Origin of the sequence: Desulfurobacterium indicum (assembly GCF_001968985.1) — a bacterium.
Taxonomy (GTDB): Bacteria; Aquificota; Aquificia; order Desulfurobacteriales; family Desulfurobacteriaceae; genus Desulfurobacterium_A; species Desulfurobacterium_A indicum.
Genome location: NZ_MOEN01000024.1, coordinates 1 through 23479, shown reverse-complemented (window position 1 = coordinate 23479; position 23479 = coordinate 1). Strand labels below are relative to the sequence as shown.

At 37.9% G+C, this 23479-nt stretch carries 24 protein-coding genes; 13 read left to right on the top strand and 11 right to left on the bottom strand.

The window, feature by feature from the left end; genetic code table 11:
- The coding region (locus BLW93_RS06600; RefSeq protein WP_245791970.1) for a transposase at positions 1-438 on the bottom strand (438 nt) is incomplete at its 3' end.
- On the opposite strand from BLW93_RS06600, the gene BLW93_RS06595 reads away from it, so the two are divergent.
- Genes BLW93_RS06595 through BLW93_RS06580 form a run of 4 tightly spaced genes read left to right on the top strand, consistent with a single transcriptional unit; the run spans position 408 to position 4445 of the window.
- Positions 408-2483 (top strand): adenylate/guanylate cyclase domain-containing protein, encoded by a 2076-nt coding sequence (locus BLW93_RS06595; RefSeq protein WP_076713298.1) that lies wholly within the window; start codon positions 408-410, stop codon positions 2481-2483. The two genes, BLW93_RS06600 and BLW93_RS06595, sit on opposite strands and share 31 nt — an antisense overlap.
- 11 nt (positions 2484-2494) lie before the next feature.
- Positions 2495-3550, top strand: a complete 1056-nt coding sequence (gene dprA / locus BLW93_RS06590; RefSeq protein WP_076713297.1) for a DNA-processing protein DprA — start codon at positions 2495-2497, stop codon at positions 3548-3550.
- The gene (gene hisB, locus BLW93_RS06585; RefSeq protein WP_076713296.1) at positions 3531-4118 is read left to right on the top strand and encodes an imidazoleglycerol-phosphate dehydratase HisB; all 588 of its coding nucleotides are present in this window, start codon (positions 3531-3533) and stop codon (positions 4116-4118) included. The genes dprA and hisB overlap by 20 nt, the downstream gene beginning before the upstream one ends.
- A complete protein-coding gene (locus tag BLW93_RS06580) occupies positions 4119-4445 on the top strand; it encodes a hypothetical protein (RefSeq protein ID WP_076713295.1) in 327 nt (108 codons plus the stop codon).
- Here BLW93_RS06580 and BLW93_RS06575 read toward each other — a convergent pair.
- The 5 genes from BLW93_RS06575 to BLW93_RS06555 form a co-directional block, all read right to left on the bottom strand.
- On the bottom strand, positions 4442-5419 hold the full coding sequence (locus BLW93_RS06575; RefSeq protein ID WP_076713294.1) for an ABC transporter permease: 978 nt from the start codon (positions 5417-5419) through the stop codon (positions 4442-4444). The genes BLW93_RS06580 and BLW93_RS06575 overlap by 4 nt on opposite strands.
- The gene (locus BLW93_RS06570; protein ID WP_076713293.1) at positions 5416-6453 is read right to left on the bottom strand and encodes an ABC transporter permease; all 1038 of its coding nucleotides are present in this window, start codon (positions 6451-6453) and stop codon (positions 5416-5418) included. The genes BLW93_RS06575 and BLW93_RS06570 overlap by 4 nt, the downstream gene beginning before the upstream one ends.
- The gene (locus BLW93_RS06565; RefSeq protein ID WP_078058189.1) at positions 6443-7909 is read right to left on the bottom strand and encodes an ABC transporter ATP-binding protein; all 1467 of its coding nucleotides are present in this window, start codon (positions 7907-7909) and stop codon (positions 6443-6445) included. The genes BLW93_RS06570 and BLW93_RS06565 overlap by 11 nt, the downstream gene beginning before the upstream one ends.
- 18 nt (positions 7910-7927) lie before the next feature.
- The gene (locus BLW93_RS06560) at positions 7928-9100 is read right to left on the bottom strand and encodes a BMP family lipoprotein (protein ID WP_076713292.1); all 1173 of its coding nucleotides are present in this window, start codon (positions 9098-9100) and stop codon (positions 7928-7930) included.
- 124 nt (positions 9101-9224) lie between these two features.
- The gene (locus tag BLW93_RS06555; RefSeq protein ID WP_076713291.1) at positions 9225-9584 is read right to left on the bottom strand and encodes a 4Fe-4S dicluster domain-containing protein; all 360 of its coding nucleotides are present in this window, start codon (positions 9582-9584) and stop codon (positions 9225-9227) included.
- 374 nt (positions 9585-9958) lie between these two features.
- Between BLW93_RS06555 and BLW93_RS06550 the strand changes: the two genes are divergently transcribed.
- Both BLW93_RS06550 and BLW93_RS06545 read left to right on the top strand, forming a co-directional pair.
- Positions 9959-10918, top strand: coding sequence for a hypothetical protein (locus BLW93_RS06550; RefSeq protein WP_076713290.1), 960 nt, complete (start codon positions 9959-9961; stop codon positions 10916-10918).
- A gap of 148 nt (positions 10919-11066) precedes the next feature.
- Positions 11067-12110: a PorV/PorQ family protein gene (locus BLW93_RS06545; RefSeq protein WP_144444023.1), complete on the top strand. Its 1044-nt coding sequence runs from the start codon at positions 11067-11069 to the stop codon at positions 12108-12110.
- Positions 12111-12128: 18 nt separating this feature from the next.
- Here the strand turns inward: BLW93_RS06545 and BLW93_RS06540 are convergent, their stop codons facing one another.
- From BLW93_RS06540 to BLW93_RS06525, 4 genes are read right to left on the bottom strand one after another with little or no spacing between them, the layout of a single operon-like run.
- Positions 12129-12413 carry a DUF503 domain-containing protein gene (locus BLW93_RS06540; RefSeq protein ID WP_076713288.1) on the bottom strand — a complete coding sequence of 95 codons (285 nt, stop codon included), beginning with the start codon at positions 12411-12413 and terminating at the stop codon, positions 12129-12131.
- 8 nt (positions 12414-12421) lie between these two features.
- Positions 12422-13582: a tRNA pseudouridine(13) synthase TruD gene (gene truD / locus BLW93_RS06535; protein WP_076713287.1), complete on the bottom strand. Its 1161-nt coding sequence runs from the start codon at positions 13580-13582 to the stop codon at positions 12422-12424.
- Positions 13583-13585: 3 nt separating this feature from the next.
- Positions 13586-14155 (bottom strand): anthranilate synthase component II, encoded by a 570-nt coding sequence (locus tag BLW93_RS06530; protein WP_076713286.1) that lies wholly within the window; start codon positions 14153-14155, stop codon positions 13586-13588.
- Positions 14152-15003 carry a metal ABC transporter substrate-binding protein gene (locus BLW93_RS06525; RefSeq protein WP_076713285.1) on the bottom strand — a complete coding sequence of 284 codons (852 nt, stop codon included), beginning with the start codon at positions 15001-15003 and terminating at the stop codon, positions 14152-14154. Before BLW93_RS06525 ends, BLW93_RS06530 begins: the two co-directional genes overlap by 4 nt.
- Positions 15004-15067: 64 nt before the next feature.
- Between BLW93_RS06525 and carA the strand changes: the two genes are divergently transcribed.
- The 6 genes from carA (at position 15068) to BLW93_RS06495 (ending at position 22680) form a co-directional block, all read left to right on the top strand.
- Positions 15068-16207: a glutamine-hydrolyzing carbamoyl-phosphate synthase small subunit gene (gene carA, locus BLW93_RS06520; protein WP_076713284.1), complete on the top strand. Its 1140-nt coding sequence runs from the start codon at positions 15068-15070 to the stop codon at positions 16205-16207.
- Positions 16208-16713: 506 nt separating this feature from the next.
- The gene (locus BLW93_RS06515) at positions 16714-17403 is read left to right on the top strand and encodes a geranylgeranyl reductase family protein (protein ID WP_076713283.1); all 690 of its coding nucleotides are present in this window, start codon (positions 16714-16716) and stop codon (positions 17401-17403) included.
- Positions 17336-18544, top strand: a complete 1209-nt coding sequence (locus BLW93_RS06510) for a class I SAM-dependent rRNA methyltransferase (RefSeq protein ID WP_076713282.1) — start codon at positions 17336-17338, stop codon at positions 18542-18544. Before BLW93_RS06515 ends, BLW93_RS06510 begins: the two co-directional genes overlap by 68 nt.
- Positions 18541-19428: a UTP--glucose-1-phosphate uridylyltransferase GalU gene (gene galU / locus BLW93_RS06505; protein ID WP_076713281.1), complete on the top strand. Its 888-nt coding sequence runs from the start codon at positions 18541-18543 to the stop codon at positions 19426-19428. The genes BLW93_RS06510 and galU overlap by 4 nt, the downstream gene beginning before the upstream one ends.
- The gene (lon, locus tag BLW93_RS06500; RefSeq protein WP_076713280.1) at positions 19421-21826 is read left to right on the top strand and encodes an endopeptidase La; all 2406 of its coding nucleotides are present in this window, start codon (positions 19421-19423) and stop codon (positions 21824-21826) included. Before galU ends, lon begins: the two co-directional genes overlap by 8 nt.
- Positions 21823-22680, top strand: coding sequence for a tRNA (5-methylaminomethyl-2-thiouridine)(34)-methyltransferase MnmD (locus BLW93_RS06495; RefSeq protein WP_245792002.1), 858 nt, complete (start codon positions 21823-21825; stop codon positions 22678-22680). Before lon ends, BLW93_RS06495 begins: the two co-directional genes overlap by 4 nt.
- On the opposite strand, the gene BLW93_RS06490 is transcribed toward BLW93_RS06495, so the two are convergent.
- Positions 22677-22871, bottom strand: a complete 195-nt coding sequence (locus BLW93_RS06490; protein ID WP_144444021.1) for a helix-turn-helix domain-containing protein — start codon at positions 22869-22871, stop codon at positions 22677-22679. The two genes, BLW93_RS06495 and BLW93_RS06490, sit on opposite strands and share 4 nt — an antisense overlap.
- A 170-nt stretch (positions 22872-23041) precedes the next feature.
- Here BLW93_RS06490 and BLW93_RS06485 point away from each other — a divergent pair.
- On the top strand, positions 23042-23479 hold a 438-nt coding region (locus BLW93_RS06485; RefSeq protein ID WP_245791970.1), incomplete at its 3' end, for a transposase.

Genomic DNA, 23479 nt, shown 5'->3' with positions numbered 1-23479 from the left:
TATTTCCTCTAAGGTTACCTGCGATATTTTGCTTATGGTTGAGGGTGAGTATTTAAGTTCAAACACGCTTTCAAGAGCCTGGGCTACTGCTCTTGCACTCATACCAGAGGCAAACATCCCAAGTATTAAGTCTTCAAGATTGATATCTCTTCTTCTATAAGGTTCTATCAACTTTGTTCTGAATTTTCCCTCTCTATCTCTTGGAATTCTCAGATTTTCAAGCTTACCGATAACAGTATCTAAGTTTCTAACGTAAAAGCCGTTCTTTGTTCCTCCATGTTCTTTAAGAAACACTTCTCTTTCAGCCGTCATGATTGACTCTAAGGTTTGCTTTACCACTTCCTTAACTAGGTCTGGTAAAATCTTCTGTAGTTCCATTTTTGCCTCCTGGGGTTGGTATTTGTGGGGTGTTCCCCAGGAGGTTATCCCATTTCTCAAGCTTACACAAAATATCGTACACTACCGTTCTTTTTTTCTTTATATCTTTGGGAATTATTCTTTTTGTTTATTATTTTAAAGTTCCTCCTTTTTATTCATTTTCTCTCCGTGTTATGGATATGTTTTACGCTTTTAACCATTCGAAGCCTTCTGATAAAGTAGTGTTAATTCTTATAGATGAGAAAAGTGTGAATAGATTTGGAAGATGGCCCTGGAGTAGGTGTATCATTGCTCATGGTCTTGAAAAGCTTAAAGGGGCTAAGGTGATTGCTCTTGATATGGTTTTTTCAGAATCAACTGTTCCTTCATCTGATGCCAAACTTTCAGATACGATAAATGGGCTTGGAAATGTTGTTTGCGGTTTTTTTATGAGAGGAAGTGCTACTGAGAATCCTTCTGATGAAGTTATTGATGTTTTGTCTGATTCAGCTTTTTTAAGAGTGCCTGAAAAGTTGAAAGTTCCCATGTATCAATATATAGAGGCGAATATTGAACCTGTGATCGAAAGTTGTTTCCTCTCTGGAACTTTAAATGTAGAGTCAGATGAAGATGGAATAATAAGACATTATCCATTATTGTCGATTTTTGAAGGTAATGTTTATCCTTCCTTGGGACTTCAAGCACTTAGGCTTTATTTTGGAAGAGATTTTAGAGTAACAACACGTTATATTTATGCGGTCGGGAAAAAGCTACCGATTGATAAAGTTTTACTTAATTTTTATTCATTGAGAGATTACTATTATAGAACATTTTCTTTCGTGGACCTGTATGATGGAAAAATTCCCGTATCGAAACTGAAAGATAAAATTGTTATAGTGGGTGTTTCAGAAGCGGGAGTGACAGATATAAAGCCTTCGCCTATAGGTTATATTCCTGGACCGATGTTTCATTTTACATTTATTTCTAATTTTTTAAAAAATGATTTTGTGTTTCCTAATATGTATTATGATTTAATTTTTATAATTGTTGGGGGAGTATTTGTTGTTATTGTTTTCTATAGTTTTGAAAACATCTATTATAGGGTTTTAATTTATATTGTTCTTCTTGCTATTCTGTTATTGGTAAGCGTTGCTATTTACGTTTTTGGAATTTATTTCCCGAATATGTTTTTTATTCTACTGTTTGTTATGCTATTTGTTGCACTAAAAGAGATTTTCTTTATAGCGAAGAAAAGTAGAGAAGCAAGATTGATAAAGAGTATGTTTGGTACTTATGTTTCTCCGTCTCTTTTGAATATCTTGATTCAGCATCCGGAGAAATTGAAATTAGGAGGAGAAAAAAGAGAAATTTCTGTACTTTTTGCAGATATAAGAGGATTTACTACTATTTCGGAGAATCTTAAACCTGAGAAACTGGTTGAACTTTTAAATATGGTTTTTACTCCTTTAACAGATATAATCTTAAAAAATAACGGAACTCTTGATAAGTACATAGGTGATGCCATAATGGCTATATGGAATGCTCCATTAAATGTTGGTGGACATGCGGAAAAAGCTATCCTTTCTGGATGGGAAATGGTGAAAAAGCTGGAAGGGTTAAATAAAATTCTCAAGAAAAAAGGCTTTCCTTCTGTGAAGATAGGTGTAGGAATCAATACAGGTGAAGCAGTTGTAGGTAATATGGGTTCTAATCAAAGATTTGATTACACTGCAATAGGTGATACGGTTAATCTTGCTTCAAGAATAGAAGGATTAAACAAGATATATGGTACGAGTATTCTGGCTTCCGAAAATAGTGTTGATAAGGTTAATTTCTCTTCTTTATCCTTTTTTCCTCTTGAAATTGACAGTGTAACTGTAAAAGGTAAAGAGAAGCCGATTAGAGTATACACTTTTCTTGAGAAATCTGAAAATGCAGAGCAAATAAAGTATGTTTATGAAAAAGGGCTTTCTTTATATAAGAATGGAATGTTTGAAGAAGCTATTTGCGTTTTTAATAGTCTTAAAAATTTTCAACCGGCAGCGGAAATGAGCAGAAGATGTAAAATACTTCTCCAAAATCCTCCTGAAGATTGGAATGGTGTTTTTCATATTACTACTAAGTAGGAAGTTGTATTATGGAAACTCTTTATGCACTTGCTTTTTACTTTAAAAAAGGAATCGGATTAAAGACGATAAAAAAGTTTATTGATAAATATGGAAGTTTTGAAGCGGCTTCTAAAGCAGAAGGGTTGGATTTAAAAGGAGAACTTCTACGAGCAGAAAAGGAGATTAAAACAGCTGAAAAGCTTGGTGTAAAATTGTTTCCTCTCACAGGGAAGGGGTATCCGCCAATTTTGAAAAAGATATCGTCACCGCCGCCGGTTTTGTATGTGAAAGGAAAACTTGATTTTAATAATAGTATGGCTGTTTCTATTGTGGGATCAAGGAGATGTTCTTCTTACGGCAGGAAGATAGCTTATCAGCTTGCATCTTTTTTAAGTTCTAACGGTGTGCCTGTAATTAGCGGTTTGGCTTACGGTATAGATACTGCTGCCCATAAAGGGGCAGTAGAGTCAAAGGGCGTTACCTATGCTGTTTTAGGTTGTGGAATAGATGTTAACTATCCTTCTGGTAATAGCAGTTTAAGAGAAATAATTGTAGATTCAGGTGGCGCTTTAATTTCTGAGTTTCCCTTTGGCACTTCACCTTCACGAGAGAATTTTCCAAGGAGAAATAGGATAATAAGTGGTCTTTCTGTTGCTACTGTGGTTGTCGAAGCTAATGAAAACAGCGGAGCTTTGATTACTGCTGGTTTCGCCCTTGATGAGGGAAGAGACGTTTTTGCAGTTCCTGCCAACATTGATTCTGTATTTAGCAAAGGCAGTAATAAGCTTTTAAAAGAGGGAGCTGTACCACTTGTTGAATTTGAAGATATTTTTGAGGAGATTCCTTATTTGAGAAAGAGAAGAGATAAGGCTTATCAAAGAGAAATTGATGAGAAATTTCAACCAATAGTTGATGTTCTTTTGAAAGGAGATGCTCACATTGATAAAATAGTTGCTGAGAGCGGATTGCCTTATTGTGAAGTAATTACACTTCTGTTTGAACTTGAAGCAGAAGGTGTTGTGAAATCAGATGGAAACAGGTATTTTCTAATTCAGGGAGGAAATTTTGAGAAAGGCAGAGATTAAACGAAAGACAGCAGAAACAGATATAAGACTAAAGCTAAATCTTGATGGTGAAGGTAAATATAGTGTAAAAACAGATATTCCTTTCCTTTCCCATATGCTTGAGCTGTTTGCAAAACATGGGAGTTTTGATCTTGAGATCACGGCTACAGGGGATGTTGATGTTGATCATCATCATCTTATAGAAGATGTTGGAATTGTTCTCGGAGAGGCATTTAGAAGAGCACTAGGAGATAAAAAAGGTATTAAGAGATATGGAAGTTTTCTCCTTCCAATGGATGAAACGTTGGTAATGACGGCTGTTGACCTTTCAGGAAGGCCTTACTTTGTTTACAATAATTTCCCCGAGATGAAAATTTTAAACGGTATCGAGTTTGATCTATGGAGAGAGTTCTGGAAGTCCTTTTCTTTCTCTTTAAAGTGTAATCTCCATCTCAATCTGTTTTACGGCCTTAATTTGCATCATATTGTTGAGGCTTCGTTTAAAGCAGTGGCAAAGAGTTTAAAAGAGGCAGTTTCAATTGATGAGAAATTGAAAGATTCTGTTCCTTCCACAAAAGGAGTGATTTGAATGATAAAGGAAAATAAAAGATACGATCTGGGATTAATGGTAACAAGTATTTTAACTTTTATAGGAGCTGCTGCTTTGATGTTTTCAACCAGATATTTACCTGTTAAAGTGCCACCTCAGACGGAAAAGAAAATAGAGTATCTTCAAAAGACGGCAGCAAATCCAGAGTTGATAGGTTGTTATAAAAAGCAGCTGGAATTTCAGAGAAAAGAAGAAAAGAAAGATGAAGCTTATGCAAGCCTTGTTCAGGCATTTTGTCTGCTTTTTATGTTAAACGGAGCAGTTCAGCTTTATCTTCTTTTCAATTCCAGGTTTAAAAAACGTTAATTTCTGTAAAAAACTTTGCCCAGAGAGGCAGGAGGATTGGCTTTGAGAATTCTGGAAAGTATTTTAAGCACAGGATTTGTAAGAGCTTTTTCCTGAATCTCTTTTCGGTTAAAGTAATTTATAAAGAGCAGCGTGAAAATCATTAACGGGAAGGGGGCTACCTGGAATACCTGAGCAGGGACTGATGAAAATTTATCCTGTAAAACTATTCCCATTGCCTGAAGAAAACTGAAAAGATAAGCACCGAGAGCTACTTTTATTGGTTCCCATCCTCCGAATATAACTATTGCCAGAGCTATCCAACCCGTACCTTCTGCTCCTTGAGGCCTTCCCCACCCTGGTTTTACGGACAGAGAATATAAAGCTCCGGCAATTCCAACAAAAAATCCACCAAGAACTGTAAACCAGAATTTTAACTTTTCTACCGGAATGCCTCTGATGTAGGCTGCTTCTGGATTTTCTCCCGCACAGCGTAGCATTAATCCCCATCTGGTTTTATACAGGAAAAACCATACAGCGAATATCAGGATATAGCTTCCATATACCATTATGTTTTGTTGAAAGAAAATTTTCCCTATTATGGGAATTTTTTCGAGAAATGGAATAGGTGTATAGGCAAGTTGAGGTCCTTGAATCCTGCTGTAAGGATTTCCGAGAAAGTATGCTAAATCTCTGCACATTAAAGCCAGAACGAAACCGACTGCTACCTGAGAAACACGTAGAAAAAGTGTAGATGAGGCTACAACAGCGGCTATTAATGCTCCTATTATGCCTGCGGAAAGAAATCCTAAAAATACGCTTCCCGTTTTGTAGGCTATTGCGAATCCGGTCATTGCCGATAAAAGTATTGAGCCGTCCAGAGATAGATTGATAATTCCGCCTCTTTCTGTGATAGTTTCACCTAAAGCTGCAAATACTAACGGAGCGGCTCCTCCCACTACTGTGGCTGCTATAACCGGAAATTCAGCACTCATTCTAACGAGTTCTCCTTTAATTTTTGAAAGTTGTAAACGCATAAGAAAACAAGGACGGAAAGTCCCTGGATAATTCCACTAAGAGAAGAATCGATATTTAAAACCATGGGAAGCTGAATACTTCCAACATTTAAACATGCGAAAAAGAATGCAATAAAAGGAACTGGCCAATAACTGAAATTCGCAAGCATTACAATAAGTAAAGCCAGATAACCGTAGTTGCTGGATATGGCAGGAATTAGTCTATGATAAACACCGGCTGTCTGGAAAAATCCTGCTATTCCTGCACACGCACCGGCAAGAAACATGGCAAAAAGGCTGTATTTGTTAACAGAGATGCCAAAAAGAGTTCCAGCTGTTGGATTGTCTCCTATGGCTTTGAAAAACAGTCCCCACTTTGTATATTTAAAAATGAAAACGGTTGCTATAAAAACAGATACTGCAATGGCAAGAGCTACAGGGGATACTCTAAATCCTTTCAGTGTGGATAGCCATAAATGTCTGTTAAAAGGTTCAGTTCCACTCATTGACGCAATTCCCGGTCGCTTCCATGGTCCGAATATTAACCATAGGATTAATCCTTGAGCAACGAAGTTAAGTCCCAGACCGGCAAAAATTTCGTTTACACCACCTTTTGTTTTTAAAATACCTGCAAAAAGTGCCCATAATCCTCCTGCAATTATTGCGAAGAGAAAACCTAAAACCATTACGTATAGAGAAGGAAAGGACGGGTAAAACCATTTAAAAGCAGCAGTTGCACCTATTGCTCCTAACATTATTTGACCTTCTATTCCAATGTTCCACAATCCGAGAGAAAAGGTGTAAAGTAATCCACAAGAGCAGAGGACAAGGGGAATCCAGACATTTAATACTCTTGCGATTCTGTATTTGGACCCTAAAGAACCTTCTATCAGCAGTTTGTAAACTTCAAACGGATTAACTTTTATTGCATAAAGAAGCAGAGTGATTATCACAAATACGGAGCCGATGACTATAAACCATCTTGTAATTGGTTTTAAAACTTTATCTTTCAAGTCTTACACTCCTTTTAATGTTTCCTGCTATTGCTGCTGCCACTTCTTCAGGTGTTGTTTCTTCCTTCTTTTTATCAAGAACAACTTTTCCATTTAAAAATACAAGAATTCTTGTCGCTACGGAAAATATTTCATCGAGATCGGGAGAGCTAAAAATGATTGTAGCACCTTTGTCTGTAAATTCTTTAAAGTGCTCCCATACCCATATTGCAGATTCCGTATCAAGGCCGCGTGTTGGTTGTTCTAAAAGGAGCAGTTTGGTTTCTGGATCAATCAAAGATATTAGAAGTCTTTGCTGATTTCCACCTGATAGTGATGCAGCTTTATCAAACAATCTTCCTTTTATCTTGAATTTTTTAATAAGTGCTTTCCCTTTTTTGCTTACTTCTGTCCAGGGGATTATGAAATACTTTTTAAAGAAAGCTATTCCGTAATGTTCAAGAAGAGACAAAGAGGGAAACAGACCTTCTTCAAGTCTTGAAGCTGGCAGGAATATTGTTTTATGAAATTTTCTTTTAAAAAACTTTTTGTTTCTTTTTACCTTTCCGCGATAAGGTTTTGTTAGACCGGCAGCTACTCTTAAAAATACTTCCTGACCACTACCTTCAAGGCCTGCAAGCCCTATTATTTCTTTTTCTCTGGCTTCAAAAGAACAGTTTTTAAGACCTGCTCTGCCTCCGTGGGCATAAACATTGTCGAATTTTATGAGTGTTTCCCCGGGCTCTATTTTATCTGTTTTTATTTCTGGTGGTTTACTGCCGAACATGAGTGTTAAAAGTTTTTCTCTATCAAATGGAGCATCCATGTGGCCTGCAACTTCGCCGCTTCTTAAAACTGTAACTCTGTCACATATAGCTTCTATATCTTTTAGTTTGTGGGAGATAATAATTATTGATTTTCCTTCCACTGCTAATTTTTTGAGTGCTTCAAATAGTATTTTTTTTTGTTCTTTGGATATACCTGTTGTCGGTTCGTCAAGAATTAACGTTTTAACGCCAAAGGCTAAAAGCCTTACTATTTCAAGTTGTTGTCTTTCGCCAACGGTTAAAAGTCCCACCGGTTTGTCCGGGTCTATGGAAAATCCGAGAATTTTGCTCTTTTCCTCTAAAAGTTTTTTGTATTTTCCTTCGTTGAGTTTCCATTCTTTCCCAACTCCGGCTATGAAGTTTTCCAATACGGTCATTGCGGGAAAATCACAGGGTTCCTGATAAAGCATACCGATACCGGCTTCTGTGGCTTCAGCTGGAGACTGGAAGTCGACTTCTTTTCCGTCAACAAATATCTTACCTGATGACTTGGAAATGAAGCCGGCAAGTATCTTCATGAGAGTACTTTTGCCGGCTCCGTTTTCTCCTATTATTCCGTGAATCGTTCCTGCCTTTACCGTTAACGAGATACCTTTGTTCGCGTGAACAGAACCAAAATATTTATGAACGTTTTCAAAACGTATTTCCACTTTTGCACCTTACTCTGCTTATTTTGAGGCGCTCTGTCCTTCCATACCTTTAAGCAGTTGTTTCATATACCATATCTGCTTTTCTGAAGCCACCTGTCCAGGTTTGAGGAATATGCTTCCGTCCTGATAGTAAAGTGGTCCTTTGAAAAGTTGTATTTTACCTGAAGCGAGGCCTTTTATAAAGTTATTTAAAGCTCTTTTTACTTCAGGTTTCATTGCGGGGCCTGGAATAAATCCTACGGCACTTCTGTCAGGATCATTTATGTTTTTCCAGTAAGGTTCCATCCAGAGCCATTCCTGTTTCCAGTGACCGCTTTTTGCCATTTCTACAAAATGCTTGTAACCAGGTTTCCAGTTAAAGTAAGGAACACCAAGACATGCATCCGGAGCTATTGAACATGCGCCTTTATAATCGTAAGGAATTGCCCATACCTTTTTACCTTGCTTTCTTAGTTGTCCTGCTACTACTAAAGCTTCTGTAGTATCTATACCTGAAATAACAACATCATAACCGTTATCAAAGAAATTCTGACTTACCTGTGTTGGATCTGCTGTTACGCCTGGAATATTGAACCAGAAACCTATCCAGTTTACTCTGAAATGAAGTTTTGAAGGATTTTTGTGGAGTACATTTACCCATGCATATCTTGCACCAAGGTATGCAGAAACTGCAAGCCTTCTCGTTTCATCGTTGATAAGAGGACCGAGATATCCAATTTTTCCTGTTTTTGTTGTCATAGCAGCCACAAATCCGGCCATCATCTTTCCGTAGATCATTTTCCCCATGAGGTTGGAAAGATTTTTAGGTGCTTTTCCAGTTAGTGCATCGTCTCCTGAAATGTGAACAAAGTAGATGTCAGGATGTTCTAAAGCTGCTTCTTTGATGCCATCTTTCATATCGTCAGAGTTTGCAATGATAAGTTTTGCTCCTTTGTCTATGAGGTCGTCAACAAGTTCCGGGATTGTAATTCCCGGACGGTCGGCAGGGTTTACTTTATCGATGTAAATCATTTTTACGCCTTTGAGTTCCTTTTCCACCTCTTTCGCAGCTTCGTAGTGAGCCTGACTCCATCCGTGGTCATTATATGGGCCAACCAGGAGAACACCGAATATGAAATCTTTGGCCTGTGCTGAAGTTACGAAGAAGAGGGAAAAAGCAAGTAGAAAAAAGGTGTTTAAAAGTTTTTTCATAACCTCTCCTCCTGGATTGAATTAGCTTAACGTTGAGGAAAGAATTTTAACATATTTTAAAGATTATAAGTTTTGGGAAAGGGGACAATAGCTCCCCTGTGAAAATACTTGTGAATAGGCGTTTTTAGCCATTTTGTGCTGATACGGCTTTTTCTATTCTTTCTTTTGCTTTTTGCAGAATATTGAGCTCTTTTATGAGTTTTCTTATGAAGGTTTTATCAGGGAATAAAATTGCATCTACGGGGCATAGCGTTTTGCATGTTGTGCAGCCTACCATGCAGTTGAAAGGTCTGGCAACTATGGGTCTGTTTTTTTCGATATCCCAGTCAAAAACTTTTTTCCCTCCGCATGTTATAAAACATATTCCGCAACCGATGCACTTTTCGTAATTTATTGTAGGATACCATTCTATCTCTTTTCTTTTTACTGTCCACCATAATTCTTCAGATAAGTCTTTGATTTCTCTTCCAAGCACGTCTTTCATCTCATGCCTCCTTTTAGGATTATTTATAATTTAGATAAATATCTAATAAAAGTCAATGTGGTGAACTAGGAGAGACTTGTTGAGTTGTTTAAATGTTGCAATTTTTATGATAAAATAGATTTGAATTATAAAATTTTCATAGGGGGCTATTATGAGAAAGCTTCTGTTTTTATCGGTGCTTGTCAGTCTTGTTTCCGTTTTCGGTTGTAACGGTATGGAAGCGATAAGTAATCAGGACAGCACCGAAGTGTGAATATAAGGTTACTCAGACTCTGGATAAGCAAAATTATGATGAAGCTATAAATCTCCTTAACGGTGAATGTAAGGATGCTTTTGATCCGGTAGAGAGAAATATTAACCTTGGAGCTGCATATTTGGGTAAAGCTGGTTATGACATACCGAGTCTTGTGACTGATGTTCTTGAAAGTAGTGATGATAGTGATCCTCTGGCAGCATTTTTGAAAAGCATTGCAGAAGGCCAGAGTGGCAAGAAGTTGTTTTATCTTACTAAATCAAGGGATTATTACTATAGAGCTCTTTCTAACTTAGGGAGTGTTAATTGTAGCAGTCCAAATCTTTCTCTTATGGAGCAGGATGTATGTTTCTTTAAAGGAATTGCTGATTTTGCTCAGGCTACGACTTCCTTTGTTTCTCTTTTTGAATCTACTCTTGGAGAAGATGTGGCTGATGCTATAGAAAGCTGGGCTGATAATGCAACTCTTACATGTGAGCAGGATACAGATGAAAATAATTTCTTAGACAGTGCTCAGTTTAGTGCCAGTGCTCTGGAGTATGCTGCGGCAGGAGTAACAACAAACTGTGATGCGTATGTTCCGGTTGATAATGGTACTTTCGGCTATTCTAATAAGACATTTGAAGTTGTGAAGTTTTTCATTAATGCTACTTCTAATTGTATTTCTGATGGTAATCATATTGATTATAAAGTTATCGATAGAACAGGAACAACTTCTGTTGTTGCTTTAACGAGTGGACTCTGTTATGCGGGCAATGGAACAATTTGTGATGCTGTAAATGAAACTGTAGGCTGTTATCCGTGTCCTGTCGTTTCTGATAATGAGACACTTACTGTAACTGATAGTCTTGTAGATCTCCTTAATAATGGAACATCTACAGTGGCTCTTATTGCAAACGATACGGATGTTGAAAAGAGTCTGCTTGATATCAAGAGGGATATTTGTGAACCGAATCCGCCTGCATGTTTGTGTGATGGAGTGCCCTGTACCAGCAGTACTCTTGATACGGCAAAGGATATTCAGATAAATGCAAACGATACCGTAGCTCAACAGCTCATTGCTGATTATCTTTCACAATAAAAGAGGGAGGAGGAATTAGAGATGAAAAAGCTTTTAACAATTTTATCTATAGCTAACAATTTTATCTATAGCGGTTGTTACGGCTGCTTCTGCTTTTGCCGCTAACTTTGAGTATCCGTATATCTACAAAGACCCTGCTGTTATGGGGATGGGTGGTGCTTATACGGCTGTTGGTGGAACAATAAATTCCCTTTTTTACAATCCGGCAGGGCTCTCGGATGTTAAACAAAGTGCCGGTTTTGAAGTTACTCTTTTAAAGCTTGGCGTCGCTGCGTCTTCTAAAACTAAAAATTTTTATAATGATCTTCAGGATGTCCTTGATATAGACAACGATACCGAGCAGTTAACGGCTTTGAATAATTTAATTTTAAAGTATCTTGGTGAAAATTTTCACTTTGACATAGAGATGCTTGCTCTTGGTGTCGTCAAAGGTGGAGAAACGTCAAGTTTTGGTTTTACGCTTGTTGGTAATATTCAGGCAAATTTTGCAACTCATGAAGGTACGGGGACTGATGGATTGATAGAAGTTCATCAACATTCTTACGGAGGAGTCATAGGCGGTTATGCGAGAAAGTTTATTGATGACAAATTGAAAATCGGTTTAGGTGCTAAGTTTCTGTATGCTCAGAGTGTCGATCATACCTTTACCACTTCAGAAATAGTTGTTAATAGTGACAATCTTGATGATTACATTAAAGACAATTATCTTGAGACGGGTAGTGGATTTTCCTTTGATTTTGATCTTGAATACGATCCATTTCCTGATAATGTTCTTCATCCTCAGGTTGGTTTCTCTGTTTTGAATATTGGTGATCTTGATTTTGGTGATGCAGGTAAAGTACCTATGAGTGTAAATCTGGGTTTTGCATTAAAACCGGAATTTGAAGGATTCGGAGGATTGTTTAAAGAACCGGTGTTTGCATTTGATATAGTTGATATTACACGTAATAATGGTATTGATGATGATTGGGGCAAAAGAATAAGGTTGGGAGCAGAAGTTAAAGTGTGGGATAACAAGTTCGCTTCCTGGATTGTTAGAACCGGTCTTTATGAAGGATATCCTACATTTGGAACAGATTTTAGAATCGGTGTTGTTAATCTTCAATTTGCCACCTATGCAGAGGAAGTGGGAGCATACGCAGGTCAGGATGCAGATAGAAGATACACTGGAGCGTTATCTATAGAATGGTAAGCACAGGGTTTCCTGTGCTTACATTATTCCTTTGTGATAGCTTTCAATAATTCCTGGAAATAGTTTTTCTATAAATCCGACAACCTTTTCTAGTGTTTCGTCAGCTTTACTGGAAGATGTGGATACAGTTACTACTGCTATGACGGATGTTTGCCACTTGTCATGAGCGTCTATTTCTGCAACTGATACGTTAAATTTGTTTCTGATTCTTTCCTTGATACGTTTAATTACCATTTTTTTTTCCTTTAGAGAGTGGCTGTACGGGATGTAAAGTTTTATTTCGATATATCCTATTGAGACCATTTTCCACCTCAGACTGCAAGTAAATTTCTTAAAAGTATTGTGGCATAGGCACCGAGTGGTAGTATAAATTCAAGTGTTACCTCTTTTTTAGTTTTTGAAATTATCTTAAAGTTTTTTGGTATTACGATAGCTTTTCTCTCTCCGTCAGTCATTACTTTTATTCCTGCTATTTCTGTATTGAAAGTTGCAGGGTCTATTTTTTCCTCTTTGAATATTTTTCTGATTATTTTCCTCAACAATGGATCTTCGGGTGGGAATTCATATCCTATGTATGGAATTTTTAAGCCTTTTAATTTCTCGAAATCTTCGACTTCAGTATAAAAGTATAGTTTCCAGTTGTTGATAAAGGGTATTTGAATATGCGGATACTTCTGTTTTATATATTCCCCAAGGAAACGGTTGAACAAATAACTTTGAAATGCGAAATTAAACATTATGCGTATGTTTTTAGGAAGTATTCTAAAGGCTTTTTCTGCCGGCAATCCTCTTATGAGTCCTTTTAGTAAATCTTTTTCATATTCCTCAAGGGTTGGTTTTAAAATTTTATAAATATTTTGCCAGCTGGTAATAACATTTATTTTCTCTTTTCCTAAGAAGTAAACTTTTAAAGCTTCTTCAAAATTTCCCTTCAAAAGATATCTTAGAACAAAATCATCTCTGCTTTTAACACTTCCGAATCTCTGTTCTCCGAAATAGTTGGGAAATCCGTAAAGCTTTATTGTTTGAAAATTTCGGTAAAACTTTTCTCGCATTGATTTTTCAAAATTTCGAACTTTTATAGTGAATTTATTTCCTTCTATTTCCCCGAGAGATAAGGGACGATTTGTTCTTCCAAGGAATTTTATTTTAAAAAATGAGTTTTTTCTTTCTTTTCCGATCTGCCACCTACCGTTATTAACAAATTGTATTTCTTCTTCAGATATAGTACCGGAAGGTAGTGTTATGTATTGGGTCGTTACCGCGTATTTATCTTTAAGACCGGCAAAGCCTATGGTTTTCAATGGAATCTTTAGAAGTTTCGATATTATTCTTACTGCTTCCAGAGTAGATGTGTTTCTTTTTTGGAGCAAAAATACATCGTATTTCCCGTCACTTGCAATTTCCAGGCGAGGTAACTCTTCAACAATAAAATATTCAGGTGCTTTTTTGATATGTGAATACAACTTCATCTTTTAAATTTGTTTTAAGAAGTTTTCTATTAGTTTCAATCCTTCTTCTGTAAGTATGGATTCGGGATGAAACTGGACACCAAATAAAGGAAAATTTTTATGCCTTATGCCCATTATCTCTTTGTCGTCTTTGCTTTCTGCAGTTATTTCAAATTCTTCTGGTAAAGTTTTTCTGTTTATTACAAGGGAATGGTATCTTATTGCTGAAAACGGATTTTTCATTCCTTCAAACAGATATTTCCCGTCATGTTCTATTAGAGAGGCTTTTCCGTGCATGAGCTTTTTAGCCCTTACTATTTCAGCACCGAAGGCATAACCTATTGATTGATGTCCGAGGCAAATACCAAGTATGGGCAATTTGCCGGCAAAATTTTTAATTACTTCTACGGATATGCCTGCTTCTTTAGGTGTGCAAGGTCCCGGTGAAATCACAATCGCGTCGGGGTTTAATTTTTCAATTTCCTCAAGAGTTGTCTTATCATTTCTTTTAACTGTAATATCTGCACCAAGTGTTCCAAAATACTGAACGACATTGTATGTAAAAGAGTCATAGTTATCTATCATTAAAATCATTGTCCGTTTACCTCCTTGAGAGCGTTACATATTTTGTTGCACCAGTTGCTTAGAGCAACTACATAGTCTTCATCGGGTATAGGATTAAGGACGATAACTTTCGCTCCGATTTCTGAGGCTATTTCTTTAACAAGCGTTCCCGGTTCTCCCTTTTCGGCAATGACAACTTTTACACCTTCTTTTTTACCTTTGTTTATAAGCTCTTTGATTCTTTCAGGCTTTGGTTCTTCTTCTGGATTGTCAACAATATAACCGATGCATTTTACTCCGATAGTTTCAAATAGTGGTTTCCAAACAGGGTGAAAGGCGATTACTTTTTTGTTCTTAAGTCGGGATATACAGTTGTTAACTCTTGATAAAAGTTGTTCTATCATGGCAGCATAGTCGTCCGCTCTTTTTTCGTAATAGGTTTTCTTTTTCGGGTAGAACTGGCTTAACCTGTTAGCGGTTTCAAAATAGACATCTTCCATTAGCACAGGGTTTGTCCATATGTGGTAACCAGGTTTCTTTATAAAAGGGTACTTTTTAGAGAGCAACTTTCCTATGTTGAATATCTTTTTTTTGTCTTCTACTCCTTTGAGTATCCAGTTATCCATTCCAAGACCGTGTATGATTATCAATTTTGCTTTCTTCAGCTCTGCAATGTCAGAAGGTTTCATTTCATAGCCGTGGGGAGATTCGCCTCCTTTCAGTATGGAATAGTAATTAAAATCTCTGCCTCCTAAGTATTCTGCAACGTTTTTCCATACAGGCAGACTTGAAACTATAAGGGGCTTCCCGGCTTCAATGTTGCAACCATAGATGATCATTCCGCTTAAAATGGCGATTATAAACAGCAGTTTCTTCATTGTTCCTCCATAAATTTTGGTAAACTAATTGTGACAATTATAATCTATGCTGCGGAGAGAGGTTATGTTAAATAGAAAGAGTGCAATTCTTGCTCTTGAAGATGGAACTTATTTTGAAGGTATTAATTTTGGCGCTGAAGGTGAGGTCTCCGGTGAAGTGGTTTTTACAACCAGTATGACAGGTTATCAGGAAATTGTAACGGATCCTTCATTCAAAGGTCAGATAGTTACAATGACCTGTCCTCTCATTGGAAATGTAGGTGCCAACAATGAAGATGTTGAATCGGATAAGCCACAGGCTGAAGGTTTTGTTGTTAAGGAGATTTCTGAGATTTATTCTAACTGGCGGGCAGAATTTTCATTTGAAGATTATCTCAAGAAATATGGTGTCGTTGGAATTGCGGAGATAGATACGAGAGCCTTGGTTAAAAGATTGAGAGATGTTGGTACGATGAGGGGTGTAATCTCAACAGTTGATCTGAATCCTGAATCGCTGGTAGAAAAGGCCAGAAGTATTCCCCCTATGGAAGGACAGAATCTTGTTGATGTTGTAACCTGCAAAGAACCTTACGAGTGGAGCCGGGGGACCTGGAGATTAGAAGAAGGTTATCCAGAAGTTAAAAACTTTAAATACAGCGTTGTAGTTCTTGATTTTGGTATCAGGAAAAATATTTTGAGGAATCTTGTTGATGTTGGTATAAAACCGGTTGTCGTTCCTGCTCAGACACCGCCTGAAGATATACTGAAATATAATCCAGATGGGATATTTCTATCATGCGGTCCCGGTGATCCGGCCGCTGTTGATTATGCAATAGAAACAATTCGTTATCTTATAGCAACTTTTAAAAAACCGATTTTTGGTATATGTCTTGGTCATCAGTTGACAGCTCTTGCTCTGGGTGCGAAAACCTATAAGCTGAAATTTGGCCATAGAGGTGCTAATCAACCTGTTAAGAACCTTAAAAATGGTAAAGTAGAGATAACAGCACAAAATCACGGTTTCGCCGTTGATGATAGGACGCTTCCTGATGAGCTTGAGGTAACACATTACAGTCTTAATGATAAAACTGTTGAAGGTTTGAAACATAAGTCAAAGCCACTTTTTACCGTTCAGTATCACCCGGAAAGTTCTCCAGGACCTCACGATTCAAGGTATCTTTTCCGTGAGTTTGCTAAACTGATAGCAGATTACAGGGGAATTTAACAATAGGGGAGGAGAGATTAGCGACTTTGATGTTGCTATTATAGGACTTGGTGTTGCAGGCTGCTGTGCTGCTAAAGTTCTGGAGGGCAGCGGTCTGAAAGTTATTGCTTTTGATTCTTTCACCTTTCCGCGAAAGAAGTTATGCGGCGGCGGGGTAACTTTAAAATGCTGTAACCTTCTTACCGAAATCTTTGGTGATATTACTCCTGTTATAAAAGGGAGGGCTCACAGACTTTACCTTGTTAATGGGAAAAAAGTTATTGAAACAATGTCGAAAAATCCTTTTATCTTTTTTGTTGACAGAAAAAGTTTTGATGGTTTTTTATATGGGACTATTTCCGATGCAGTAATTCATGATGGGGAAAAAGTAGTAGCCATAGTGAAAGAAAAAGAGTTTTATTAGGATAGAAACAGAAAAAGGTTTTTACAGAGCCAGATTTGTTATAGGTGCTGACGGTGTTAATGGAATAACTTCAAAAGTGTGTGGTGTTGATTTAAAGAGAGCTTTGACATACGAGATAGATGTTGAATCTGATACTAAAGAATCTGCCCTGGTAGATTTTTCAGATTTTAAGTCAGGGTATTATTGGATTTTTCCGAAAGGTGATTTTTACACTACAGGGTTTGGTGATTTTTCCCTTTTAAAGGCGAGGAATTTGGAAGATATCAATCTCAAATTTAATAAAAAGTACGGGATTAGAGGCAAGATTATATCAAAAGGCGGAGCATTTATACCTGTTTTTGACGGTCGTCTCTATTCAGGAGAGGAAGGAATACTTCTTACCGGTGATGCAGCATCAATGGTAGATCCTTTTACCGGAGAAGGTATTTACTTTGCTGCCTTAAGTGCTAAAAAAGCATCTCAACTTATTCTGGAATACTTTGATGATAAAGTTGCAGTAGCAGTTGAATATAAAAAGTTTTTAGATAGTTTTATTGCCGAATTCAAGTGGGCTCTATTCTTGAGGCGTCTTTTCTTTAGATTTAGAACCTCAATGTTTAAGGTAATGGAAATAAGCGATGAAATACGTTCTGTGGCAACTGATATAATTTCAAGTAACATACGTTATAACGAGGCTTTTAGAAAATTTCTTAAAAGTTCCATAAAATTACCAATGAGGTTTGTCCATGTTACAGGTTTCGATAAAAAGAGGAAGAGAAAAGAGAGTAAAGGGCTTTCATCCCTGGATATATAAGAAAGATATTCTCTCTTACTCCCGGCGACCAAAACCGGGAGAAATATGCATAGTAAGAGACTATAAAGGGGCGTTTCTTGCAAAGGGCTATATAAATCCTGATTCTTACATAGCCATAAGGGTTTTAACCTACAGAAAAGATGAAGAAATAGACTTTGAGTTTTTTGTCAGAAGAGTTAAAGAGGCGTTTGCTTATCGTAAGAAATTGCTTTCTGGAATTATGGAAACCACGGCTTTTCGTCTTATTCACTCAGAAGCTGACTATTTGCCCGGCTTGATAGTGGATAATTACGACGGATATCTGGTTGCTCAGTTTACAACGTTAGGCATGGAGATTTTGAAGCCACTTGTGATTAAGGCTTTGGTTGAAGTTGTGAAGCCAAAAGGAATATATGAAAAATCCACCGTTCAAACGCGAGAACTTGAGGGACTTTTGTTGTGCGAGCAGACGCTATATGGCACGGTTCCTGAGAAGGTTACGGTTCTTGAAAACGGGATAAAGTTTAACGTTCAAATAATTGGCGGTCAGAAAACAGGATATTTTTTAGATCAAAGGGAAAATAAACTACTTTTTGCCAGGGAGTTTGTTGATGAAGGCGATCGTGTTCTTGATGCATTCTGTCACTTAGGAGGATTTGGCATTCATGCGGCTGTGATCGGTAAAGCAGATAGTGTTGTTGCGGTTGATAGTTCTGAACTTGCCCTTGAGCTTGCAAGGGAAAATGCAGAGATAAATGATGTCGCTGAAAAGTTCACCTTTGTCAAAGGAGACTGTTTTAAAATTTTAAAGAAGATGCAGAAAAATGGAGAAATGTTTGATTCAATAGTTATAGATCCTCCTGCTTTTGCAAAGAGTAGAACGGTTGTTGAACAGGCAAAAAGGGGTTATAAGGAGCTGTTTTTACGCGGCCTGAAAATGTTGAAGCCCGGTGGAAAAATAGTGGTTTGTTCCTGTTCCCACCATATTACCCCGCCGATACTTGAGGAAATACTTTTGTCTGCGGCTCTTGATACAAGAACACCGTTAAGAATTTTATACACAACGTATCAGGCTAAAGATCATCCTTTTGTTTTACAGATTCCGGAGTCAAGATATCTAAAGTGTATATTCGCCAGACGATTTGAATGGGAGGTAAAATGACAGCTATAAGAAAGGCGGTTATTCCTGTTGCAGGACTCGGAACAAGGTTCCTTCCGGCTACAAAAGCTCAGCCTAAGGAGATGCTTCCGCTTGTTGATAAACCGGTTATTCAGTATATCGTTGAAGAGGCTGTAAGAGCTGGTATAAATCAGATTGTTTTTGTTACGGGTAAACATAAGAGAGCCATTGAAGACCATTTTGACAGTAATTTTGAACTTGAAACGGCTCTTGAAAAAAAAGGAAAAATAGAACTTCTGAAAATGGTGAGAGAAATAACCAACCTTGCGGAAATTATTTATGTTAGACAGAAAGAACCTCTTGGACTTGGACATGCTATTTTAACTGCGGAACCGGCTGTTGGAAACGAACCGTTTGCCGTTCTTCTTGGTGATGACATAATGGTTTCAGAAACACCAGCCATAAAACAGTTAATGGAAACATACGACCGTTACAGATGTTCGGTTTTAGGAGTTCAGCATGTTCCAGAAGAGGAAGTTTCAAACTACGGAATTGTTTCCGGTCACGAAGTTGAAGAAAACGTTATTAAAGTAGATAAGCTCGTTGAGAAACCGTCAGTTTCTGAAGCTCCTTCAAACCTTGCTATTACAGGAAGGTATATACTTACTTCCACTATTTTTGATATGTTGAGACACACTCCGCCGGGAAAGGGAAATGAGATTCAGCTAACCGATGCAATAGTCAGACTTTCTATGAGAGAAGCTGTTTATGCAAGAGTTATGAAAGGTAACAGATATGATACAGGTTCTAAACTCGGTTTTCTTAAAGCCACAATAGATTTTGCCCTTATGAGGGATGATCTTAGAGATTCTATAATAAATTATATGGAAGAAAAATTGAAAGCGAGAGGTGAAAAGAATGGCTGAAGGAATCATGCCGATGAGTGAACCAAAGCTTCCAGAAAGGCTTCCGGTACTTCCTCTCCGAGATGTTGTTGTTTTTCCAATGATGATAGCACCTCTCTTTGTGGGAAGACCTTTTTCTTTGAGAGCTGTAGAAGAGTCATTAAAGGAACATAAGCTGATATTTCTTGCAACGCAGAGAGATAAGGATATTGAAGAGCCAAAAAGAGAAGATCTTTATGATATAGGAACCGTTGCCGTTATTTTAAAAGCGATGAAAATGACTGACGGCAGGGTAAAAATTCTGGTTCAAGGTCTTGGAAGAGCGAAAGTTAAGAAGCTTAAATTGGTTGATGACCATTTTGAAGCAGAGATAGAACACATAGAAGAGCCAGAGTTTGTTGCTGAAAATTTAGAAGAAGAAGCACTTATAAAACTTGTGAAGGATCAGATAGAAAGGATTGTTGCTCTTGGTAAACAGATCCCTCCTGATATGGTGGCAATTTTACGGAGCATTGAAGATCCAGGAAGACTGGCAGATTTGATTGCAGGGCAGATAGAACTTACAACGGAAGAAGCGGCAGATCTTCTTGCCACTGTTGATCCTGTTGAAAGGCTTAAAAAGGTAAGTAAAAAGCTTGAGCATGAGATGCGGGTTCTTGAAATACAGGAGCTTATACGGACAAAAGCTCGTGAATCTATGGAGAAGGAGCAGAGAGAATACTTTTTAAGGCAGCAACTTCGGGCTATAAGGAGAGAGCTTGGAGAGGAAGAAGAGAAAAGCAAAGAGATAGAAGAGTATAAGGAGAAAATTAAAAAAGCCAAAATGCCGGAAGAGGTAGAAGAGGCTGTTTTAAAAGAGCTTTCAAGACTTGAAAAGATGCATCCTGAATCTGCGGAAGCCGCCGTTTTGAGAACTTACATAGAGTGGATGATAGAGCTTCCCTGGTCAAAGCGTTCAAGAGATAAACTTGATATTGAGAGAGCTAAGAAAATTCTTGATGAAGATCATTACGACCTTGAAAAGGTAAAGAACAGAATTCTTGAGTTTCTGGCCGTAAAGGCTCTCATGAAGAAGAGGAAGAAAAAGTCTCATTCCATAAAGCAGCCGACTATCTGCTTTGTAGGTCCTCCCGGTGTCGGAAAAACTTCTCTTGCCCGCTCCATTGCAAGGGCTATGGGTAGGAAGTTTGTTAGGATATCTCTCGGTGGTGTAAGGGATGAAGCAGAGATTCGTGGACACAGAAGAACCTATGTCGGAGCCATGCCCGGCAAGATTATTCAGGCATTGAGAAAGGCTGGGACAAAAAATCCTGTGATTCTTCTTGATGAAATAGATAAGATGTCATCTGATTTTAGGGGTGATCCTGCGGCAGCACTTCTTGAGGTTCTGGATCCTGAGCAGAATAAGGAATTTGTGGATAACTACATAAATCAGCCTTTTGACCTTTCGGAGGTGCTTTTTATAGCAACGGCTAATACGCCTTACACCATTCCTGAGCCTCTCTATGACAGGCTTGAAGTCATTAACATTCCGGGATATACGGAAGATGAGAAACTTAACATAGCTAAAAAATACATTATTCCCAAGCAAGTTAAAAACCATGCTTTAACAACGAAAGACATACAGTTTAGAGATGATGCGGTTATTCACATAATAAGGCACTACACGAAGGAAGCCGGTGTAAGGAATCTTGACAGAAAGATAGCTGCTGTTTGCAGGAAAGTGGCTTTATGGATAAGTGAAGGTAAAGAGAAAAAGTACGTTATTACGAAGAAACGTGTAGAGGAGATTTTAGGAGCTCCGAAGTTTATTCCTGAAATGGAACTTGGAGAAGATGAAGTAGGAGTTGTTACGGGCCTTGCCTGGACGGCTGCCGGTGGAGATGTTCTGTTTGTGGAAGCAATAGTAACACCGGGAACTGGAAAGCTTATTCTTACGGGAAGGCTTGGTGATGTTATGAAAGAGTCTGCTCAAGCTGCTCTCGGATTTATCAGGGCACATGCTGAAAACTACGGTATAGATAAAGATTTTTCAAAGATAGATATCCATGTTCATGTTCCTGCCGGAGCCATTCCGAAGGACGGACCGTCGGCAGGTATCACAATAGCTACTGCAATGCTTTCAGCTTTAACTGGCAGAAAAGTGAAAAAAAACGTTGCGATGACAGGTGAAATAACCCTCGGTGGTAAAGTCCTACCTGTTGGAGGTTTAAAAGAGAAGATTCTTGCAGCATTAAGATACGGTGTGAAGACTGTTATTATCCCTGCAAAGAATAAGGCTGAAGTTATGGAAGAGCTTCCTGAAGATGCGAAAAAACAGTTAAAGCTTTTATTTGTGGACAGAGTTGAAAAAGTTTTTGATACGGCACTTCACAAGTCGAAGACAAAGAAACGTAAAGAAACAGCTACGGCAAAATGATAAAAAAAATAATAACGGCAGACGGCTCTCCTACCTTCTTTTCGGAAGAGTATGGAGAGCCTTATCATTCTGTAACTGCGGGAGCATTCAGAGAGTCTGAAGAAAAATTCATAAAACCCTGCAAAATTATTGAATCTCTGAAAAAGAGAGATTTAAAGATTCTTGATGTCTGCTTTGGTCTCGGTTTTAATTCCATGTCTGCCGTTAAGGCTGCTTTTGAATGCGGGGGAAAACTTTTAATTGTCGGTTTTGAGAAGGATATTGAAGTAATAAAGGCTTCTCTTCAGCTTGACTGGGGAGATATGTCTGCTTTTAAATTTTTTTTGAGTGGACTTTTAAAAAATCGCTCTTTTGAAGATGGTTTTTTGACCCTTAACTACTTTGATGGAAAAATTGGGATAAAGGTTTTTATAGGTGAAGGAAGAGAAGTTGTAAAGAAAATTTATAGGAATTTTGGGGATTTTTTTGACGTTGTTTTTCACGATCCCTTCTCTCCGAAGGTGAATCCTGAGCTGTGGACACTTGATTTTTTTAAGTATATATCGGAAATGGTGAAGGAAGGCGGGGTGCTTGCTACCTATTCTTCCTCTCTTCCTGTTAGGAAAGCTCTTCTTATGGCAGGTTTTGGTGTTAGAGAGGGAGTTGCTGTCGGGAGGAAAAGTAAAAGCACGGTCGCGGTTAAAGGAAGGAAGAGTTTGCTTCCAGATAAGTTTAAAAAGAAGCTTGAAACTTCTCTTTTTTCTGTTCCTTACAGGGATCTTTTCTTAAATGATCCGCCGGCTCTTATCCGAAACCGGCGGAGCGGTTGTATTCACATTTTAGAAAGTGTATATCCTTTTGAGTGCTTGTATTAACCTTCAACAGGGGCGTAGTAGCACCTTTTAGGAGAGTTTACGAGCCCCTTCTCTCTTAATGATTTGATAATTTTAGAAACCTCTTTGCTTTCCATTCCCAGCGTTTTTGCAACATCACCGGGACGAACAGGTTTGCCTTTCTCTTTCATGAATTCAAAAACAGCCTTTTCCTTTTCAGTTAACTCGGCCATCCTCACCTCCTTAGGCAATTTTAACTAAAAGATAATCATTTTCAATTAATTTTCAACGGGGTATGATTTTTATCATTTGTGTTCTCAGAAATTGTTTTGCAACTTCTTGCCAAAAGCTTATATAATTTTTATTGCCAGACTGCTGGTAGTGTACGATATTTTGTGTAAGCTTGAGAAATGGGATAACCTCCTGGGGAACACCCCACAAATACCAACCCCAGGAGGCAAAAATGGAACTACAGAAGATTTTACCAGACCTAGTTAAGGAAGTGGTAAAGCAAACCTTAGAGTCAATCATGACGGCTGAAAGAGAAGTGTTTCTTAAAGAACATGGAGGAACAAAGAACGGCTTTTACGTTAGAAACTTAGATACTGTTATCGGTAAGCTTGAAAATCTGAGAATTCCAAGAGATAGAGAGGGAAAATTCAGAACAAAGTTGATAGAACCTTATAGAAGAAGAGATATCAATCTTGAAGACTTAATACTTGGGATGTTTGCCTCTGGTATGAGTGCAAGAGCAGTAGCCCAGGCTCTTGAAAGCGTGTTTGAACTTAAATACTCACCCTCAACCATAAGCAAAATATCGCAGGTAACCTTAGAGGAAATA